The organism is Bacillus sp. BD59S, assembly GCF_007363175.1.
Classification (GTDB): Bacteria; Bacillota; Bacilli; order Bacillales; family Bacillaceae_G; genus Bacillus_A; species Bacillus_A pacificus.
Window position 1 is genome coordinate 2,814,962 of the sequence record NZ_CP034686.1, and the last position, 20,576, is coordinate 2,835,537.

At 34.7% G+C, this 20,576-nt stretch carries 16 protein-coding genes and 1 pseudogene; 2 read left to right on the forward strand and 15 right to left on the reverse strand.

The window, feature by feature from the left end; translation table 11 throughout:
• Window positions 1-131 precede the first annotated feature (131 nt).
• From EKQ63_RS16595 to iolG, 3 genes are all read right to left on the reverse strand, one after another.
• A complete protein-coding gene (locus tag EKQ63_RS16595) occupies window positions 132-1,595 on the reverse strand; it encodes a CoA-acylating methylmalonate-semialdehyde dehydrogenase (RefSeq protein WP_000218129.1) in 1,464 nt (487 codons plus the stop codon).
• 78 nt (window positions 1,596-1,673) lie between these two features.
• Window positions 1,674-2,672, reverse strand: a complete 999-nt coding sequence (iolC, locus tag EKQ63_RS16600) for a 5-dehydro-2-deoxygluconokinase (protein ID WP_087996923.1) — start codon at window positions 2,670-2,672, stop codon at window positions 1,674-1,676.
• 95 nt (window positions 2,673-2,767) lie between these two features.
• Window positions 2,768-3,793, reverse strand: a complete 1,026-nt coding sequence (gene iolG, locus EKQ63_RS16605) for an inositol 2-dehydrogenase (RefSeq protein WP_088328123.1) — start codon at window positions 3,791-3,793, stop codon at window positions 2,768-2,770.
• A 495-nt stretch (window positions 3,794-4,288) separates the two neighbouring features.
• On the opposite strand from iolG, the gene EKQ63_RS16615 reads away from it, so the two are divergent.
• Window positions 4,289-5,569, forward strand: a complete 1,281-nt coding sequence (locus EKQ63_RS16615) for an MFS transporter (protein ID WP_087996921.1) — start codon at window positions 4,289-4,291, stop codon at window positions 5,567-5,569.
• 90 nt (window positions 5,570-5,659) lie between these two features.
• Here EKQ63_RS16615 and EKQ63_RS16620 read toward each other — a convergent pair whose 3' ends face one another.
• Window positions 5,660-6,691, reverse strand: a complete 1,032-nt coding sequence (locus tag EKQ63_RS16620; RefSeq protein ID WP_143881284.1) for a LacI family DNA-binding transcriptional regulator — start codon at window positions 6,689-6,691, stop codon at window positions 5,660-5,662.
• A gap of 301 nt (window positions 6,692-6,992) precedes the next feature.
• Between EKQ63_RS16620 and EKQ63_RS16625 the strand changes: the two genes are divergently transcribed.
• Window positions 6,993-7,358 (forward strand): YxeA family protein, encoded by a 366-nt coding sequence (locus EKQ63_RS16625; protein WP_143881285.1) that lies wholly within the window; start codon window positions 6,993-6,995, stop codon window positions 7,356-7,358.
• Between the two features lie 24 nt (window positions 7,359-7,382).
• Here EKQ63_RS16625 and EKQ63_RS16630 read toward each other — a convergent pair whose 3' ends face one another.
• From EKQ63_RS16630 to EKQ63_RS16680, 11 genes and pseudogenes are all read right to left on the reverse strand, one after another.
• The gene (locus EKQ63_RS16630; RefSeq protein ID WP_087953194.1) at window positions 7,383-7,829 is read right to left on the reverse strand and encodes a hypothetical protein; all 447 of its coding nucleotides are present in this window, start codon (window positions 7,827-7,829) and stop codon (window positions 7,383-7,385) included.
• A gap of 167 nt (window positions 7,830-7,996) precedes the next feature.
• Window positions 7,997-8,710, reverse strand: a complete 714-nt coding sequence (locus tag EKQ63_RS16635) for an alpha/beta hydrolase (RefSeq protein ID WP_143881286.1) — start codon at window positions 8,708-8,710, stop codon at window positions 7,997-7,999.
• A gap of 103 nt (window positions 8,711-8,813) precedes the next feature.
• Window positions 8,814-9,269, reverse strand: a complete 456-nt coding sequence (locus tag EKQ63_RS16640; protein ID WP_140168742.1) for a TspO/MBR family protein — start codon at window positions 9,267-9,269, stop codon at window positions 8,814-8,816.
• Window positions 9,270-9,415: 146 nt separating this feature from the next.
• On the reverse strand, window positions 9,416-10,846 hold the full coding sequence (locus tag EKQ63_RS16645) for a cryptochrome/photolyase family protein (protein WP_143881287.1): 1,431 nt from the start codon (window positions 10,844-10,846) through the stop codon (window positions 9,416-9,418).
• A 110-nt stretch (window positions 10,847-10,956) separates the two neighbouring features.
• The gene (locus EKQ63_RS16650) at window positions 10,957-11,538 is read right to left on the reverse strand and encodes a PadR family transcriptional regulator (RefSeq protein ID WP_087953190.1); all 582 of its coding nucleotides are present in this window, start codon (window positions 11,536-11,538) and stop codon (window positions 10,957-10,959) included.
• Window positions 11,539-11,614: 76 nt separating this feature from the next.
• Window positions 11,615-13,138, reverse strand: a complete 1,524-nt coding sequence (locus EKQ63_RS16655) for an MDR family MFS transporter (protein ID WP_087953189.1) — start codon at window positions 13,136-13,138, stop codon at window positions 11,615-11,617.
• A 215-nt stretch (window positions 13,139-13,353) separates the two neighbouring features.
• Window positions 13,354-14,571, reverse strand: coding sequence for an NAD(P)/FAD-dependent oxidoreductase (locus tag EKQ63_RS16660; RefSeq protein WP_143881288.1), 1,218 nt, complete (start codon window positions 14,569-14,571; stop codon window positions 13,354-13,356).
• 175 nt (window positions 14,572-14,746) lie between these two features.
• Window positions 14,747-15,109 (reverse strand): annotated as a pseudogene (locus tag EKQ63_RS16665) (alpha/beta hydrolase); the annotation flags it as partial.
• A gap of 308 nt (window positions 15,110-15,417) precedes the next feature.
• Window positions 15,418-15,939, reverse strand: coding sequence for a carbonic anhydrase (locus EKQ63_RS16670; protein WP_143881289.1), 522 nt, complete (start codon window positions 15,937-15,939; stop codon window positions 15,418-15,420).
• A gap of 79 nt (window positions 15,940-16,018) precedes the next feature.
• Entirely contained in the window at window positions 16,019-18,643 is a 2,625-nt protein-coding gene (locus EKQ63_RS16675) for a DUF2309 domain-containing protein (protein WP_143881290.1), read from the reverse strand.
• Window positions 18,643-20,175: an NADH dehydrogenase subunit 5 gene (locus EKQ63_RS16680; protein WP_087953185.1), complete on the reverse strand. Its 1,533-nt coding sequence runs from the start codon at window positions 20,173-20,175 to the stop codon at window positions 18,643-18,645. Before EKQ63_RS16680 ends, EKQ63_RS16675 begins: the two co-directional genes overlap by 1 nt.
• Between the last annotated feature and the right edge of the window lie 401 nt (window positions 20,176-20,576).

A 20,576-nucleotide genomic window follows, 5' to 3' on the forward strand; every position in this document is an offset into this window, starting at 1 on the left:
ATCAGTCATTCTGCATATGAAAAAGGAGTATTAGGAATTTGATAGACTCCTAATACTTCCTTCTTATCTTTTACTACTTCCCTTACTTTTGCTTATAAGCAACTAGAGAGATTCTACTTCTCTCTTAATGATTACTTTTCCCAACGTGATGTAAGCATTTTCTTTCTTGTATAAAACTCAACGCCGTCAGTACCATTCGCATGAAGATCACCGTAGAAAGAGTCTTTCCAGCCAGAGAATGGGAAGAATGCCATTGGCGCCGGAACCCCAACATTCACACCTAACATACCTGATTCAATTGTTTCACGGAATTGACGTACACTTGCCCCGCTATCTGTATAAATGCAAGCTCCATTTGCAAAACGAGACTCATTTGCAATTTCAATCGCTTCATCTAATGATTTCACACGAACAATCGATAAAACAGGAGCAAAAATCTCATCTTGCCAGATTTTCATTTCTTTTGTAACATGGTCAAAAATTGTTGGACCAACGAAGTATCCAGCTCCTTTTACAGCTGTATCTTCTCGTCCATCACGAACTAATGTAGCGCCCTGCTCTACACCTGAATCGATGTAACCAATTGTGCGCTCTTTATGGTTATCACGAATAACTGGTCCTAAAAATACATCTTTATCAAGACCATTTCCGATGACAATTTTGTTCGCTTCTTCTACTAATTTTCCAACTAATTGATCTGCAATTTCTTCTTCTACTGTTACAACAGAAGCAGCCATACAACGCTCACCAGCTGAACCGAATGCAGCACTAATAATTTGCTTTGTTGCTAGTTCAAGATTCGCATCACTTAATACAATGGAATGGTTTTTCGCACCCGCTAATGCTTGCACACGTTTTAAGTTTTCTGTTCCTTTTTTGTATACATATTCTGCAACTGGCTGGGAACCTACGAATGAAATTGCCTTCACTAATTTGTGTTCAAGAAGACCGTTTACTACATCATGAGCGCCATTTACGATATTTAAAACGCCTTTTGGCAAGCCAGCTTCTTCAGCTAGTTCCACTAATTTTGCTGCTAGAAGTGGTGTACGCTCTGATGGTTTTAACACAAATGTATTACCACAAGCAATCGCAAGTGGGAACATCCAGCATGGAACCATCATTGGGAAGTTAAAAGGTGTAATTCCGCCTATAACACCAATTGGGTAACGATACATACCAGACTCAATACCTGTTGCAATATCAGGTAGCTGTTTTCCCATCATTAATGTAGGAGCACCCGCTGCAAACTCCACGCACTCAATACCGCGAAGAACTTCACCGTAAGCCTCGTTATAGCTTTTTCCGTTTTCAATCGTAATAAGTTTCGCTAACTCTTCCCAGTTATCTACTAGTAATTGTTGATATTTAAATAGAATACGAGCGCGTTTTGGCACAGCAGTTTTAGACCAAGATTTGAACGCTTCATTTGCTGCTAATACAGCTTGTTCAACATCTCCTTTTGTTGAAAGTGGTACCTGGGCGATTACTTCCCCTGTTGCTGGATTATATACATCTTCCATCTTAGTTGAAATAGATTCTACCCATTCGCCGCCAATGTAGTTTTTTACAATTTGTGCTGTTTGTACTGTCATATTCATTCTCTCCCTTTTATGTAATGTAGAGGCGTCCAATAGGATACGCCCTTACTTGATTATTGATTCATGACGTTTCTATACCAATTCCTCAGCCGTTTCCATGAATGCAGAAATCTCTGCCCTTGTTGGCATTGCATCAGAACAGCTATGTTTAGAAATAACGATCGAAGCAGAAGCGCCACCTAATCGCATCGCTTGAGGAATCTCAAGCCCTTGCATTAGGCCATAAATAAACGCAGAAGCATACGAGTCGCCAGCGCCAAACGTCTTTAACACCTTTGTTTTAAAGATACCGCCGCGGTGAGATTGACCGTCTCTCGTATAAGCGATTGAACCATCCCCGCCGTGTTTAATTACAACGATTTTCGCATGATGAGAAAACCATCTTTCAGCCGTAACTTGGTCATTAGATTGTTCGTAGTTTAATAGTTTTTCCATCATATCGAATTCTTCGCGCGTTCCAATAATGACATCAGATTTTTCAGCCGCTAGATTGTAATACACAGCCGTTTCAGCTTCTGACTGCCATGTATAAGGGCGGTAATCTACATCAAAAAATACAACTACATCATGTTTACGCGCATATTCTAGCGCTAAAAATACCGCCTCGCGAGAAGGGCTTTTTGCTAAAGCTGTTCCTGAAATTAAGAGTGCTTTTGATTGTTTAATATAGTCCTCAGATACCTCTGTTGGATCTAGGTTTAAGTCTGCGACATTGTCGCGGTACATTAAAATACTGCAATCCTCAGGGCTTTTAATTTCTGTAAATGCTAAACCTGTCACTGCACCAGTACGATCGATACATATCTGATCTGTATTAATATTGTTGTCCTTTAGGTACCCCGTAATAAAGCGGCCCATTTGGTCATCAGATACTTTACCAATAAATCCTGTTTGTAAGCCAAGACGTGCAGCACCAATCGCAATATTCGCAGGAGAACCTCCTACATATTTAGTAAACGTTCTTGTTTCTTCCATTGGACGTTGTGTTTCATTGGCATTTAAATCAACGCATAAACGTCCAACTGCAATTAGGTCCAATGGACGATCTTCTTTAAAAATAAGTGGATTCATTATTACTACCTCCCATGCTTTATGAATGATAAGGTTCATATTTTTATAAACATACTATTCATTACTCTTTATCTATCTATAAGTAAGCGTTCTCTTTATTGATTTAATGCAGGCTGTTTATGTTCAATTTGTACAGGTTTTCCTGTTAGTAAGGATTCCTTCGCAGCTTTCGCAATTCGCTCCGCTTGTAACCCATCATTACCACTGCAAATAACAGCTTGTCCTTCTATAATTGACTTTGTAAATTGTGTTACTTCCTCAATGTAAGCCTGCGTGTAACGCTCTAAGAAGAAATAAAGCGGCTTATCTTTTACAACACCTTCTGTTTTTGACACTTGAACTGTTGTCGGGCAGCAATTATCCGCAGCAACCGCGCCTTTTTCACCAAACACTTCCACACGCTGGTCATATCCATAAACAGCTTGGCGGCTATTATCAATTACCCCTAAAGCTCCATTCGCAAATTTTAATGTGACAATTGCAGTATCAACATCATTTACTTCCTGAATGGATGGATCAATTAATGTTGTTCCATATGCAAATACTTCAACAACTTCACTATTCATCACATACCTAGCCATATCAAAATCATGAATCATCATATCCATAAACAATCCACCTGAAGAACGAACATATTCTATACTTGGCGGTTGTGGATCTCTAGACGTAATTTTTAAAATATGTGGGTGTCCCACTTCTCCTTGTTGAATAAGATCATAGACTTTTCTGAAGTTAGGATCGAAACGGCGGTTAAAACCTACTTGAAGTGATGCTCCTTGTTCTTTTACTACTTCTAATGCATCTAATGTTTCTTCTACTGAGAAACTAACAGGCTTTTCACAGAAAATATGTTTTTTCGCAAGAGCCGCTTCTTTAATAATTTGCGCATGTGTATTTGTTGGTGAACAAATAAATACAGCATCAATTTCTGGATCTGCTAATAAATCCTGATAGTTTGTAGTCAGAGTAGAAATCCCTTTATCCTCGGCCCACTTTTCTAGATGATTAATCGCTACATCTGAAACCGCTTTAATTTTTACTTGTGGCATAAGCTGCAAATTATCAACATGCAGTTTCCCAATTCGTCCAGCACCAATAATCCCAATCTTTAAAACGTTCATATGATTTCTCCCTCTATATTAAAATTTAAGAAACGAAATGAAAGTCTATAGGGTTTAGCGTATCAAATCAGTTAAGCGCTTTCCCTATTTTTCTTCATTATACACACTTGATTCTAAATTGAAAACATTTTTATTTTTTTGAATACTTTTCTTTACATCTGAATTTTACATTCCCTCAATATACGTATTACATAAAAATAAAAATTAATAATTAGAAATACACACTCTAAAAAGCTACAAATATATTCTTTTAAAATACTGATATAACAAAGAAAACAAAGCCCTTCAAAGTCTAAACTCCTATCTATAAGGTATTTCTTTGTTTTCATATTCACCATTATTTTATTGTCCGATAAGTAAATAGAATGCCCCTATAAAAGAAAGTTGTAAATTGTCAAAAAATTTAATTGACGACCTCATAATGTAAGCGTATACTTTTTTTTATCAAAAAGAATTAAGCGCTTAACCAAAAAATAACTTATCGGTGGTGGGAGAATGAACGCTATTAGTTCAAACAAAACATTTATGGACAGGATTGGAATCCCTTCTAATTTAACTTGGGGATACATAGGGATTATTGTTTTTATGATTGGGGACGGTTTAGAACAGGGATGGTTATCCCCTTATCTCGTTGAAAAAGGATTAACGCTAGAACACGCTGCTTTCCTGTTTACTATTTACGGAATTACTGTATCTGCTTCTTCTTGGTTTTCGGGGGTATTTGTACAAATGTGGGGACCAAGAAAAGTCATGACGTTTGGTTTAGTATCATTCATTTTAGGTTCAATCGGGTTCATAGGTATAGGAATTCAACATATGAATTATCCCGTAATATTAATTTGCTATGCCCTACGAGGGTTCGGTTATCCTTTATTTGCTTATTCTTTTCTAGTTTGGGTATCTTACAGTACTCCTCAACAAATGCTTTCAAGAGCAGTTGGCTGGTTCTGGTTCGTATTCCAGCTGGGGCTTAGTGTTATAGGAGCCTTTTATTCTAGCTATATGGTTCCTAAAATCGGAGAAATCGCTACATTATGGAGTGCTTTAATTTTTGTTGTCGTCGGTGGATTATTCTCAATTGTTGTAAATAAGGACAGGTTTAAAGCACAAACCGTAAGCGCTAACAAATCAAGTGAATTACTAAAAGGCATTACCATCGCATTTGAAAATCCTAAAGTTGGTATAGGTGGTATTGTAAAAATTATAAACTCGGCCGCTCAGTTTGGATTTGTTGTTTTCCTACCTACCTATATGATGAAATATAATTTTACGATGACTGAATGGCTTCAAATTTGGGGTACTCTATTCTTTGTAAATATGGTGTTTAATATTATTTTTGGTATTGTTGGAGACAAGTTTGGTTGGGTAAATACAATTAAATGGTTCGGAGGAGTCGGTTGCGGAATTGTAACTCTTGCACTCTATTATGTACCACAAATGGTAGGACATAATTATTGGGCAATATTATTTGTTGCCTGTTGCTACGGAGCAACACTCGCCGGTTATGTACCTCTTACAGCATTAGTCCCATCTTTATCTCCTGAAAATAAAGGAGCTGCAATGTCTGTTTTAAATTTAGGTTCAGGATTATCAGCATTTGTTGGACCATTAGTAGTAACTGCCTTCATCGGGCCATTAGGTGTTGGCGGCGTGATGTGGATTTTTGCTGGTTTGTACTTCTTTGGTGCATTTTTAACTCATTTCCTTACTATTCCAAAGGAAAATGAGATGGATCAGGATTTAAATACGAAAAGCGGTGAGCAATTCTCTGTCTAAATCCTATATATATAAAAGAAGGTCATCCTAACTATACTTAGTTACGATGACCTTCTTTTGTTACATTCAAATAGACTTGTAAAAAAGTTATCATGTAATATCCTTTACTGAGGATCGCTCTACTAACTGAGGAATAATTGTAATTTTTTGCTTAGCATGCTCCTTCATTTCCATCGTTTTTAGCAGTTGTTCAAACGTACAGGCTGCCATTTGTTTAATTGGCTGCTCAATTGTTGTTAACCCTGGATCTGCAATCTCAGCATAGATTGTATTATCAAATCCGATTATTGATAAATCTTCCGGAATTGAAAGTCCTTGTTTTCTTGCTTCATTCATAAGGCATATAGCAATCAAATCTGTACAAGCAAAAACGGCTGTAGGTCTGTTAGGCAAATGAAGTAACTCTTTACTTGCACGTTTGCTATCTTCCACTGTCGAATAGCAACTAATGATAGCCTCATCATCTAACGAAATCCCTGAATCCGTAAGGGCTTGTTTGAAACCATTCAATCTCCCTAAGCTACTTTTTCTATCCTTCTCCATCATAATCGTTAAAGATGTATGGCCTTTCTGTGTTAGATAACTTCCAGCTAGATAGCCTCCCCTCATATCATCAGTTGTCACAACATGAGTCGTGATGGAAGGATGATCTACAGTGAATAATACAAGTGGCAAATCTCGATTCACGATTTTTTTTACAAGTTTATAATCATTTAACTCCGTTGCAATAATAATGCCATCTACTTGCTTTTTAAATAATAGATCAATGTACTCGTGTTCACGTTTTGTTTGATGGTCTGTACTACATAAAATGAGTGTATACCCTGATTCTCGTGCACTATTTTCAAACGCTCTTGCTACTTCAGCAAAAAATGGGTTTGAGATATCTGGGACAAGTACCCCAATTGTATATGTTTTTTTGCCTGTTAACGCTGCTGCTACACTACTTGGCTGGTAATCTAGTTCATCCATTACCTGATTTACTTTGTTTATTGTTTTTTCACTAATACGCCCAGTTTGATTAATTACCTTGGATACAGTCGCTATTGATACACCTGCTTTTTCCGCAACATCATAAATTCCTTGCCACCAGCCTGCATAGCCTTGTCTCTGTGAGTTCATTCCTTCGCACCCCTTCTTATTAAAAATTCAAATACTGTAACTGGGTATTCTCTAAATATAATTATGTATCCCAAAAATAAATGTATCCGCAAACATCTCGATTATTGGTAAAGTAATTATCTAATGAAAAAAACATTTTCGCGGGATAAAAAATAATACGATTTGCACGAAAGAATAACCATACACTGTTATCTCTCCTTTAAACACCTATTTAAGAAAAACTTAAGAAATTCACTTCTAAATTCATAAGAATTTTTTCCTATACTTAAAAATAAGTAATTTAACAAGAGGAGAAATGACCATGAAGAGATTTATAATTTGCATAATAGGAATAGGCCTTCCTATATACTTACTTCCTTTCATATTACGCGGGGATTTAGACAGATTTAATCCGATTGCTGAAGAAAAAAATGTATACGCCGTTGCGCAGGGGTATGGCATTCCAGATTATCATTATAAAGGCCGGGCTATTTACTCACTAAAAGGTGTCGATGAATTAAGCAATGAGAAAGAATATAAAGTGGGAACGAACACCCCTAATGATTTTATAAGAAAAACTTACTTGAAAATTCAAGTAAAAGGAAAGTATGTGTATTCTTACGATGTTATCTCTGAAAAGGACATACCGGAGAAAGTAAGAGGACAATTGAAGATAGTAAACAAATAAAAAATAAGCTGATTTTTTATCAGCTTATTTTTTCATTCCCTTACTTTCTCCAGTCCAAAGAGTGGTCTTTGTTTCAGCATCAGCGATCAAATATTTTACTCGGAAAATTTTTTCTGTTTCTGTCCATGATGCTATTAAGTAAATTTGTCTATTCGGATTAATTTTAGGATTTTCTTGTGTACTCGCTGTCTTACTTACCCACGGTCCTATTTCGGATTCCATAGTCGATTGTAAATCTTTATATAGAACTGTTTTCTGTATATGATTTTCAGCTTCATGAAAAGGGACATAGAAAGAACGATACGTATGATTTTTAATTTTACTATAAAAAACTTTTGGATTTTCAAAGATTTTACTTGCATTGTTTTCTATATAGGAAATCTCTTTTAAAGAATCCTCTGCATTTGCCATCCCTTGTACACCTAGTAAAAGAAAGCTACAAGTAAACAAAACCGCTATCATTTTTTTCATATTAAACTCCTTCAATTTTTTAATATTTATACCCAAATAAGGTTATTTCATACGAATTGATCCATTCAAAATCTGGATATACATCAAAAGTGCTAGCAATTACTAAAAAAAGACTCTTACATAGTAAGAATCTTTTTTATATAATCACCATCGATTTATTAAGCTGATTATGATTGTTTCAATAACCATTCTTCCATTACTTTCACTGTTTCATCTCGTTGTGCTTTCGGCGTAATTAAGCTCGCATTATCACCTTTTTGCTCACCGTACATGCCAAAGTGAGCATGGTTTCCGCCTTTTATCATGTGCATAGTTGTATTCTTTGACATGAACTTTTTATTGTTCTCTATTTTTTCTACAGTTGCTAATGCATCTACTTCCCCATAAATTGATAACATCGGGATTGATTTCGTAGAGAAGTCATCTGCAGGATAAGAACCTAAGAAAATGATTCCGTCTACCTTGTCTTCATGCTGAGAGGCATACTTAGAAACCATAGCTCCGCCCATTGAATGCCCCGCAACATACCATTTTTGAACTTCCGGATACTTTTCAATTACACTGTCTACCTCATTGATTCCAAATATCGCTAAGTTTAATGGTAACTTAGGCATTACTACAAAATACCTATCTTTTGCAAGTGCTTCCCCTAAGTAACTATAAGCCTCGGCTTCTACTTTAGCTCCTTGATAAAAAATAACCCCTATTTTAGCATCCTTCTCTCCAAAAGCTATATAATCTTCATCTTTTTTATCATCCACTAACGACAAAGCCTCTTTCGTCGGTTTATAAGTAAACTGAGACCAAGTCAAAAACGTAATACTTCCTATAAGTAAAATACCAAGTAAAGAGTACAGCGTAATTTTTATCCATTTCTTCACAAAGATGGCCTCCCTAAGATGTATATATTCTATACTTTAGATTATCATTAATAAGCATAAAAACTCGAGCATTTTTATTATGCTCAAGTTTTCATTTACGTCTTTAATTCATACTATAAATGGTCCAAGATAAATATGTAGCAAATGTAGTCCATAAAAAATATGGGATTAGCAACCATGCCGATACTTTAGATAAATTGGAAGAAAACATAATGAGAAGTAACGTAGTAATAGCGACTAGTAAACAATCTACTGTTGCTAAAAACAAATTCTTTTGGCTAAATTGAAAATAGCTGAACGCTTGATTGAATATATAATTTAAAAGGAATAAAAACCAAAATGTTTTTTGCTTACATCCATAGTTGTTGTAAATAATTGCAACTGATAATGCAATAAGTCCAAATAATACAGCCCATATCATTCCGATTGTCATGCCAGAAGGCGTCCAAGACGGCTTTTCTAGCGCATCGTACCAAGTGCGATCAATAGGAAATACAATACTAGAAACATAAAACAAACCATATGTTAGTAAAAATACTATAATACTAGATTTTTTCATAAACATTCTCCTTTTTAATAGAAGGTTTTAGAAACTCTATATGATTCGTATGCTCTTTCAATGAATACAACTTTAATATGCAAATAGACATTCTTATGCTTTTCATTATAACCTTTACGTCTCAAATTCATATTGATTCGTTTATTTTATACAAATTCTTTCATACTTTTATATGCACAAAGTGCTCTCTCTCGTGCTGCCTTATGATCAACAATCGGAAAAGGATATGTATCACCAAGTTTTATATTGGCCTTTTGTAAAATATGCTCAGGTGCTTCCCACGGTTTATGTATATATTTATTAGGCATATCTCTTAATTCTGGTACCCATTTTCTTATATACTCCCCATCTTTATCGAACTTTTCACCTTGTGTGATCGGGTTAAAAATACGAAAATACGGTGATGCATCTGCCCCACTTCCAGCAACCCATTGCCACCCCATTGTATTATTTGCAATATCAGCATCTAATAGTGTATCCATAAACCATTTTGCTCCTTCTTGCCACGGAATTAACAAATGCTTTACAAGAAAAGAGGCTACAGCCATTCTTGCTCGGTTATGCATAAAACCTGTTTGCCATAGTTCCCGCATTCCTGCATCAATAAACGGGTACCCCGTTTCACCTTTCTGCCATATCCTTAAAAACGGCTCTTCATTATCCCACGGAAAATGTTCAAAGTTCTTATTAAGAGGTTTATATACTGTAAATGGATAATGATATAGCAAGTAATAAGAAAACTCTCGCCAAATTAATTGACGTATAAAGCTATTCACTTGTTGTTCAAAAAGACTACATTGTTTTTCGGTACTTTTATTTATTAAGTAATGATATATTAGCTTTACTGATATTTGACCAAATGAAAGATACGGTGCCAACATGGAATGGACATTTTGATCTGGAAAATCTCTTCCTTCACTATAAGAGGTCAGTTTGCTAGAGAAAAATTTCTTGAATGTTTTATATGCCCCTTCTTCTGTCGGATCCCATATTGATTCCATATGAGATGTCCACGGTATAGTCGGCAGCAAGTGTAATTCTGAAACAGATAAACTTGCTGGTAAAGAACTTCCCCATTTTATACGCTGCACTTTACTAATAGGTTTAGATATTACCTGCTTTTGAAATGCATTATAAAAAGGCGTAAACACCTTATATTCAGTGTTATCTTTCTTTTTAATCATCCAAGGCTCTAATAATAAATGCGAATTAAATTCCTTACATGTAATACCTTTATCTTCTAACATCATTTTCATTTTTTGATTAGATTGTAATCTCTCCGGATCATAACAAATATTCCAATATACAGCCGTTATACCTAACTGTTCTATGAGAGAAAGTATTTCTTCCTCCGTACTTCCTTTACGAATTATTAAAGTAGAGCCCAATGCCTCAAGTTGCTTCTTTACATCTATTACAGCATGGTGCAACCACCACTTTGACGCACTTCCCATTGAAAAAGCTTCATCTTGTACATATACTGGAAGAACCTCACCAGACTGAGTAGCTTCAAATAGAGCTGGGTTATCATATAAACGAAAATCTTTTTGAAACATAACGATAATTTTATTTTGCATGGCTATCCTTTCCCATTCTTAAAGCACAATTCATTCTTTATTCGAACAAGTACTTCTGTTATTTTTAAATGATTATAACAATCGTTCTTTCTATTTTATAATCTTCTTCATTATAAACATTGATTTTCTATCTCTCTAAGTACATCATTTCCTATATTATCTATCTTTTCATTTTTTACGTTATTATATAAACTCTGTAAAATCTTTAACTCTGTTCTTAAATGTAAAATGACACTAGATAATATATATAGCTTAGCTAAACTCTCTTTTCCACACTTCTCTTCATATACTTTTTGAAGAGTAGTAAGATATAACGTCAGTTGAGAAATTTTAATTTTTAGCTGTTCTAGAATTAATTGTTCCTCCCCGTATTGTGCAAAAAGTAACGCTTCATATATAGGACGATGCATATCCTCTTTCTTTATCATTTGCTCTAATAATAAATGCTCAAATTCTTGTTTACCACTTTTAGTAATACCGTAAATAGTCCGTTCAGGACGTTGTTCATTACGAATAATATCAACAACTTCTATAAAGCCCTTCTTTTCAAGTTGCTCAAATGTATAATATAAAGAGCCTTTTGTAATTTTTATATAATATTTCATTTCACTATTTTTTAAAAGTTGCTGGACTTCATACGGATGCCTATTCTTCTCCATAAGAAGACCCAGCATAAAAAGCTTTGTATTCATAACTCTCCACTCCTTAATAACCTATACCAATAGTATAAGCTAAAAATAAGCAAAGAATCTTTTTGTTTTATAAAATTTATGAATTCAAATTCACTTTATTATCCTTTGTACCAGCTTTGACATTCCCCATAAATAATATTGCCATAAACGAAACGATAATTGGAATTAAAGCTAATAGAAATACACTAGTAATCGAAGATGACATAGCGGCTATAATTTTTTCAAGAATAAAAGTAGGGATACTGGCCCTTATATCTGAGCGAAATATTGCACTTGGATCACCTAGATTATTTAACATGCTGGAACCGTGTTCTATTCCCTTAAAAGCATCCTTTAAGTTAGCTGTAAAGGTACTATTTTGAATGGAGCCAAAAATCGTTACCCCAATTGTCATACCTAGTGAACGAAAGAATGAATTTGTTGAAGTAGCTGAACCACGGAATCTCGGTTCCATATTATGAATAGAAACTGTAGGAAGTAAAGAAAACGAAAATCCAACCCCAAATCCCGTTATAATCATGTATATCGTTAAAAGTGCACGGCTTGTTTGCGGATCCATCGTTCCTAATAAATACATACCTATCCCAAAGGATATTACAGATAATAACATTAAGTTGCGGTAACTAATTTTCGTTTGAAATATTCCGCCAATGGCACTACCTACGACAGAACCTAACATCATTGGTGTTAAAATTAATCCAGCATTAGTTGCTGTTCCACCATATACAGCCTGAACAAAAATAGGAATGAATACTGTTAAAATAACAAATGTTGCTCCATAGAAAAATGTAATAATTTGAGATATTGCAAACTCCTTACGCTTAAACATCCAAAATGATATGATCGGATCTTTCACTTTTCTTTCTACAAATAGGAAACCAATAAAAAATACAATAAACGATGTAAATAACCCAATGATTTGTATCGAACCCCACTTAAATTCTTTTCCTCCTAATTCTAAAGCGAACATTAAGCTAATTACTGCTATTACGAGCGTTATCGCCCCCCACCAATCAATATTTTGCTTAGTAGGTGGATTATTTTCTTTATAAGCTTTTAAAATAAAAATTAATGACATTAAACCAATTGGAATATTGACGTAAAAAATCCAATGCCAACTAATATTTTCTGTTATATACGCGCCTAATAAAGGCCCTAATACACTTGAAGAACCAAATACGGCCCCTAATAATCCTGTCATTTTTCCTCTTTTTTCAATAGGAAAAATATCAAATACAATGGTAAAAGCGATTGGCATAAGTGCACCCCCACCTATACCTTGAATTGCACGATAAATACTTAGCTGAACAATGCTTTGCGCAGTACCACATAATGCAGAACCAATTAAGAAGATTAATAAACCAAAAATATAGAACCTCTTTCTACCATACATATCAGATAATTTCCCAAAAATAGGCATACCAGCCATAACTGCAACCATATAAGCAGAAGTAACCCAGACGAATTTATCCAATCCACCCAAATCTGAGACAATTGTACCAATTGAAGTAGCAACAATTGTATTATCCATTGCAGCCATTAAAATGCCTAGCATTAAACCAGCTATTACTAAGCGTAAGTTGGTCTCTTTTGCAACCATACCTCTTTCCTCCTTTTTTCACACCCAACAGAATAAATAGTCTAATTAAACTATATACCCATTATAGTTTAATTAGACTATTTTTCAATAAAAAAATAAATCCCCCCAAAATATATTGGAGAGATTACAAATGTAGAATTGCTTCCTATATAAAATAATTAAAACCGTTAAAACGATTACTTCTTTATACTACTTTGATTTTGCATACATGCAGCTTATTCATTTAGTTTTGGTCTAGTTTGTAAATATAAATTCAAATCTGGACTTGAACCGCTAATAATTACATCTCGAACAATTTTAGAAAGTGTCATACTATATACTAATCCATTATCTCCATACGCATAGATAAAGTGACAATTTGGAAACTCTTCATACATTCCAATTATAGGTAAACCATCATGAGTACCACCATAAAAAGCACTTAAATAAAATTCAGGTTCAACCGTAATATTTGGAAAGAGCTTATTAAATTCATTCACTAATTTCTCTTTTTTATGGATTAATTTTGAATCTCTTTCTTGAGCAATGTTTGTATCTTCATCTAACCCACCTATAATAATCCTGTTATCTGCAGTAGTTCTCATATAAATATATGGTCTCGCAGTTTCCCAAATGAGAGTACGTTTATACCAAGAAGATAAATCTTCCACAGGATTAGTAACAATTGCATATGAGCTAATCATTGTTGCATTCTTTTCCTTTTTAAATTCCAATCCTTCATATCCTGCAGCCACAATTACTTTATTGGCAGTAATAGAATTGCCCCCCTTTGTATAAAAGATAGCACATTCTTCCGCTAACTTTTTGCCAACAATCTCCGTATCTTCATAAATGTGGACTCCCTTATTAGAAGCTTGTTTTAATAAACTATGTGTAAATTTATAAGGGTTTATTTCACCATCGTTATACGTATAAATAGCTGCACGTTTTTTAAATGGATATCTCTGTCCAATTTGTTCCTCTGATAGCCAAGTCGCTTTAAAATCATGTTTATGTAAATAATACAGTTCTTTTTCTAATTTCTTTATATCCTCTTCATAACTTGCATAATATAAACTGTCACGTCGTTTAAAGTCAGAGCAATAAGGTAAATGTTGATCAGCATATTCAATATCATTGATAGCTTGTTCACATAATTTCATATGCTTAACTGCATACTCTTCTCCAAATGTATTTACAAGTTCAAAAAACATCTTGTCACCTAAATATTGAATAAGTGCTGTATTTGTAAGGTTACTTCCATGTCCTACCTTTCTTTTATCAACGACAACAATCTTTAAATCTGATTCACTTAAATAGTATGCGGATTGAGCACCGGAACTCCCTGCTCCTATTATGAGTACGTCACATTTTATATCTTCTTCCAACCGAGGGTAAGAAGGTGTATTAGAAAAAGTTGTGTTCCAATATAATTTCCCTGTCTGTAAATCCATTTAAAGTGCACCGTCCTAAATAAAATAGTTATATCCCCATCTGTATCTCCAAATCATTCTTACTATATACTTCTTATCAAAATTATTCTTGCTATCATTAAATTATTAGTACAATATGTTTGTCCACTCATATTTGGTATTAAACTAAGGTTATAAAAAGTTAATAGTATATATATTATTTATTTTCATTTAGAAATTTAAGAACTTGGTTAAAAGCTTCTTGACCTGCTGGAGTGTTCATTTTAAATTGAAATTCATGCGCTAACTTCCCAGAGATATTTTTATCGAAGAAAAGTGTATCTACAGGTACTCCTTTATGTGTAAAGTAGAAGCTAATGCTTTAGCTTGCTCTTCAAATGATGCAGTATTTCCATCTGTAATGAACGTTGGTGGATAATCTTTTGTAATGTGTTGATAAATAGAGGCGATTTCCATTTTAGCTAATGCAGGCATATTATACGGACCGCAAAATAGCAGTATACCTTTAAGCGTCGATTCCGGTTAATTTCGCATAACCTGGAGATGTTTGAATAGTTAGCAGCATTCTTTTTTTCCATATTATTTTAGGTTTTAACTGTTTTATTGTCATAATTAAAGAATCTCCATTCTTTTTAATAATAATCTTAAAATAAATCACAACATAAATTTTTATTTCCCGCCTGCTAATCCGTCCTTAAAATTTTATCCAAAAGGTTATATATTTTTATTATGTACATATTAGATATCTCCTATAAAACACATTAAAAATTCAAACAAAAAGAGCAAAAGATCCCCATTTATAGAAGATTTCTTTTGCTCTTTGTAAAGAACACAAGTCCAAATAAAAGTTGCTTATCTATCGATAACTTACACATAAGAATGCATTTGTTTCGTTACTTTATTAGTAGGAACTTTAACAACCGTTTCTTTTCCACCTGTTTTATCAATCATGAAACCATGAACTTTAACATGAGAAGGTACTAATGGATGATGACGAATCATATCTATACTCTTCTCAATATTTTCACTAACATTTTCTTTTCCACTTAGCCATTCCTCAAGGCTACCACTTGAAAATTCAGGCATGCAATTTTTAAAGAGATAGTCTATTTCCTTGTTATTTTTTATGAAATCACGTTGAATTTGTAGATTAACTACATTAGTTTCTTTATCCTCTATTCCGACAACAAAAATTTCTTCCACATTTTCTTCATAAATAGCAATAATAATAGATCTCATTATATCTCCATAAGGATGTACAATTACAGAATCGTAGCTGTGTATAGTCAACATGTTTTCTCGTTGAACGTTAGTTACTTGTTTGATAATAGGCTCTATTCCGTGTTCAATGTCTGTTAACAATAAAACCTTTTTATTCTTTGCATTCATATATAGCACTCCTTCTTCATGATTGTATTTATGAAACTTTTAAACTAGTAACGATAGTTGATTATTCATGACATGATTGTTACCAATTTTTCCATTGTCCTTCTGGATCAACACTCGCCAGTCTAACCCACCCATTTTTAACTTTTTCTCGAAATGTGAAATCATTCTTTAGCAAACGTTCTATATATTTAGTAGGCGCTTGAATTACAATGAGTAAACGAAGTGGTGAGTGATACGTCTCACGATCTGACTGCATTACGGATTGCCAAGGTAAGCCTGATAACAAATCACTTGCATTTCCCTGCATAACACCGAGACCTGCCGTTACGGTTTGTGTTGTTTTATTCCCACTACCATAATAATGAGGGGCTACAGTTGAAGCGTAATATTGTAGATTGATCCACTGCGCTACTGTTCCTGGTCCCGCTATGATGCTAGCTAATATATCGCCATTTTCATCCTGTTTCCAATCATAATTATGAAGGAAAGCCCTACCTTCTAAGTCACAATCCTGCGTTAATTCTCGCTGTCCGATAATAAAAGATGCATTACGGGCTAATCCCCATTCTGGACGTATTTCACTCCAATCTTCTGCAAATCGATGTGCCTCTTTACTCGGATTTTTTATTTTCATTTTAAAATTAGGTAATTGTGTTAAACGCTCTCTGTTTGCATGTTGGCTCACATTTGGCACAACCGACTCAATACGATCAAATGCTTCTTGCGCAGCTTCCGAAAGTTTTGGGACGTAAATCCATTCCAATTCATCCACTGTTGTTTTATGTTCAGCTGCTGCAAAAATGGTAGCCTCAGGAATTTTAATGCCTTCAGCAGACAATGCCTCTCTTACTTCTGGAAGATTACATAATGTAGCAAAAACTCTTGCATTGAACCCTCCTGCTGCTCCGCCACAAGCACCACACTCAAGCGCTGCAGCATAAGGGTTGTTCGTACTTTGACTACTATGTCCGCACATTACAACTAAAGGCGCGAATTTTTCTGTTAATCCCACCATTTTTAAAGCTTGACGCACATAGTTCACTTTTTCTTCTTTCGTAAAACCGATCGGTATCTCACATTTTGTATCATGAACATGATTAAGTGAGAATATTGTATCGGGTTTTTGTAACATCGTTTTACGAAGGTTACGAAGGAAACTACCTACTCTTCTTGGCACAAAACTTCTTGTCACCATTTGTAGGCCAAGTAAAGGGCCACTTACTTCAGGTAGTAACATACTTGTCAATACATTTTGTTTCATCGTCTTAAACGTATAACTTACTGAGCTGTCTATCTTCTTGCGTTGTTTATAATTTTTAAATTCCTTTTCATCCGTGAGTTCTTTTATTTGATGTTTCGGTTTTAATATAACTGGCAAAGAAGGATGACTGTCATTACTACCTAGTTCACTAGTCGCAATTGGTAACCCGAAGAAACCGGCTATTCCAAACGTTTCGAACGGACCTAATTTTTCTAGGTGACGACGAAAAGGTTCTGAACGTACATCAATACAGAATGCTAATTGAGCTAATACATGTTTTTTATCATTCGTTGCACGTTGTTTAGAAGCGATCTTCTCCCTTAATTGCTCAGCATGCGTCTGTTCCCAAGCTTCCAGCCAAAGTTTCCTGCGAAGATTTTCATCAAAACGATAAGCAACTGTTAATAATTCGCTTTGTTCAGCGGCAGACATTTGTAACCATTCCCGTGTTGAAATATCCCCCCAATAGATCCAAGAAGCTATAAGTGGGACAACCTCAACTTTTTTCTCAACCTTTTGATTTTTTATAGGTAAATAAGGTTTTACAATGGCTAGCTCCATAGAAATTCGAACTGCTAAATATTCAATCATAAGTTCCTGTTCCTGAATTGATTGTTGGGAACGCCATCGTATCATTCCTGCCCATCCAGGCAAAGCAAGCAAGTGCCCTTCAAGGTAAGCTTGCTTGTTAGATTCAGAAATTCCTAGTTCAGATAATGCTTTTATTAAAGCTCCCTGGGCATCTTGTGGCCAATCTTTTAAAACTTTACGCTCATTTTTACTGAGCGCTGGATCAAATGTAATAAGGTGGTGCCATGCACGATACAAGCCTTTCTTTCGGTTTGGCATCGTCCAGCTTGCCCCGGAGTCATCCAAATATAATTTACACCATTTAATGATGTGATAATTAAGAATATCAGATAGGTTTTCACCCTTTTGATTCTCTATAAGTGAACTGATTAATTGCAAAGAAGAGTCTTTCATACTCCCTGTATTTATATAACTTATTTCTTCTGCTAATTTATTTAATTCTGGCGATGATAACAAACTAGAAGGTAATCTTTCTAACTTTAAAGCTTCTTGGCAAAAACGCTCCGCTTTCGCTCGCGGGATATGAAAAGATTGTGAATCAAGCCAACGAGACAAGCCACTTTGTAAAAATGATTCCTCAATCTCCCCTTTTGCCTTTGCCGAATGAATCATAGAAGTACTCGGATATATATCCACATTACGAATTTCTTTTAACCAATCTGCAACTTGTTCAAATGATTGTTTTTCAAGCCCCATCCAAGGGTGATGAGCTGCAAATGTAGCAATCGGCCAAAGTGGTGCAATCACTCGGCTAGCAGATTCAACTAAATCATTCATATTATTTTCTTGTACTTCAATGTTTGTCTCTTTCTTTTTTAAAGTTTCTTTCGTTACGATTGACGATATGCCCATCACTGATTACCTCCCTTTGATACATAATGTTTCAGATAGCTTGGATGACTTTCTACTGACTTTCGTCTCGCCTCACCTACTCGAACGAACCAAAGATACATTACAGCAAATATAGTAGAGGATTGGTTACGAGTAACGAGAGTACTAATAGCACTACCAAATAATAAGAGACATATAACAAAAATAACGGCTGGAGCTGAAGGTTGAACGCTTTGATACATGTCAGTATGCAACCATTTATAAAGAGAATTATGAACTGTAAAGTAAATGAGAGAAAATCCAGCTAAAATAAATAGGCCAACAATTCTTCCCATTCTTCCCTCTCCAAAAACAACAAGCTGTTTCCATGAAAAGTATAATGACCACCCTAAGACGAACGCACTAACGAATTGATACCCTTCTCCAGAAGTCGTAAACCAAAATGCAATCACTATAAATAATCCGAAAACACGCCCGACTATCATCCATAAATTGGACATTTTTTCATTAGACTGCTTCACTTCCCCAAAACGTTGTACGGAAGAACCAGCTTGTAAAAACAGTGTAGCTTTAAACAAACCATGTAAAATTAAATGAATAACAGCCGCTAAATAAGCTCCTAATGCGCATTGAATCAGCATAAATCCCATTTGTGCAATCGTTGATCCCACTAGCTGACGTTTATAATCAACCTGAACTAAGCTAATTCCTGTTCCGATTAAGACAGAAATACTAGAGAAAATTAGTAAAATGATTTGTGCAATATCATCATGAAACAGTGGCGAAAATCTAGTTAACATGATACCGCCAGCATTTACTAACCCCGCATGCATAATAGCAGAAACAGGAGTTGGAGCAACGGCTGATTCAATTAGCCATCTCTGAAAAGGCCATTGTGCTGCTGGAATTATCACAGCTACTATAATCAATAAGTTAATTCCTGTTTTCTCCAATGTTCCAAATTGAGCTACATTTTCATTCGTTAAAACTGATGTTAACTGCCACTGTCCAGTTATTTGAAACATCCAGATGATAGCTGATAACAACGCAATCCAGCTTATTGTAAATAAATAACTAGAAATTTTTGTTGCTTCACTAACTACTTTCCACCCTTTATTTAGCCCTATGAGTAGAACCAATCCTATAAGAGTTGCTCCCCAACAAATAAGCATGAAGCGAAGATCATCACTTAACCATGCAACCGAAGATACACCTGTAGTAAATGTAAAAAGTGAAAAGTATTTTCGATATGAGCGATCTCCCATTAAATAACGTACAGAAAATCGCTGAATGATTAAACCAATTGTAAGAACGAAGAAAGCCATTAACCAAGCTAAAGTATCTAGATGCCAAGGCCCTACAACTCTATCTCCATTGTGATTAACAAGTGCGAGTAAAGAAACCAATGAAGGCAATGCAGCGATACCAATATGGATATGAACAAAACGTAAAGGCATCCTTGCATGTAATAACAATAATCCACTTAGACAAGAAGCACTAAGCGCGATAAAAAATAATATTAACAGTGTTGATGAACTTAGCGAAATTAACATGTACAATACTCCCTTCTAAACGAAAATAACCTATAAAAATTCCTTTTCATTACGATAGTTTTTTAATTTCAATTTTTATTCACTCTTTTTCGTACATCGTTTTTTCCATAAAAAAAACCGACAACTTCCATAATTCAATGATTTTATATCATCATTGAATTATGGAGATTGTCGGTTTCACTTCAACTAACTTCAATAAAGTTTTTTGAAGAGCTCCCATTTTATAGAGGTTAATAATGTATGTATTACTCCTATGAAAAATAACAGTATATCTCTGATCTCCTAGATTATGCAATCAATATATCAATTTACGTTATGCGCTATCTTTCAATTAAGAAACTTTTTCATTTAGTCAATATTACATATTAAAAAAATGCTAAAGCCTTAATTATAGCAAACCG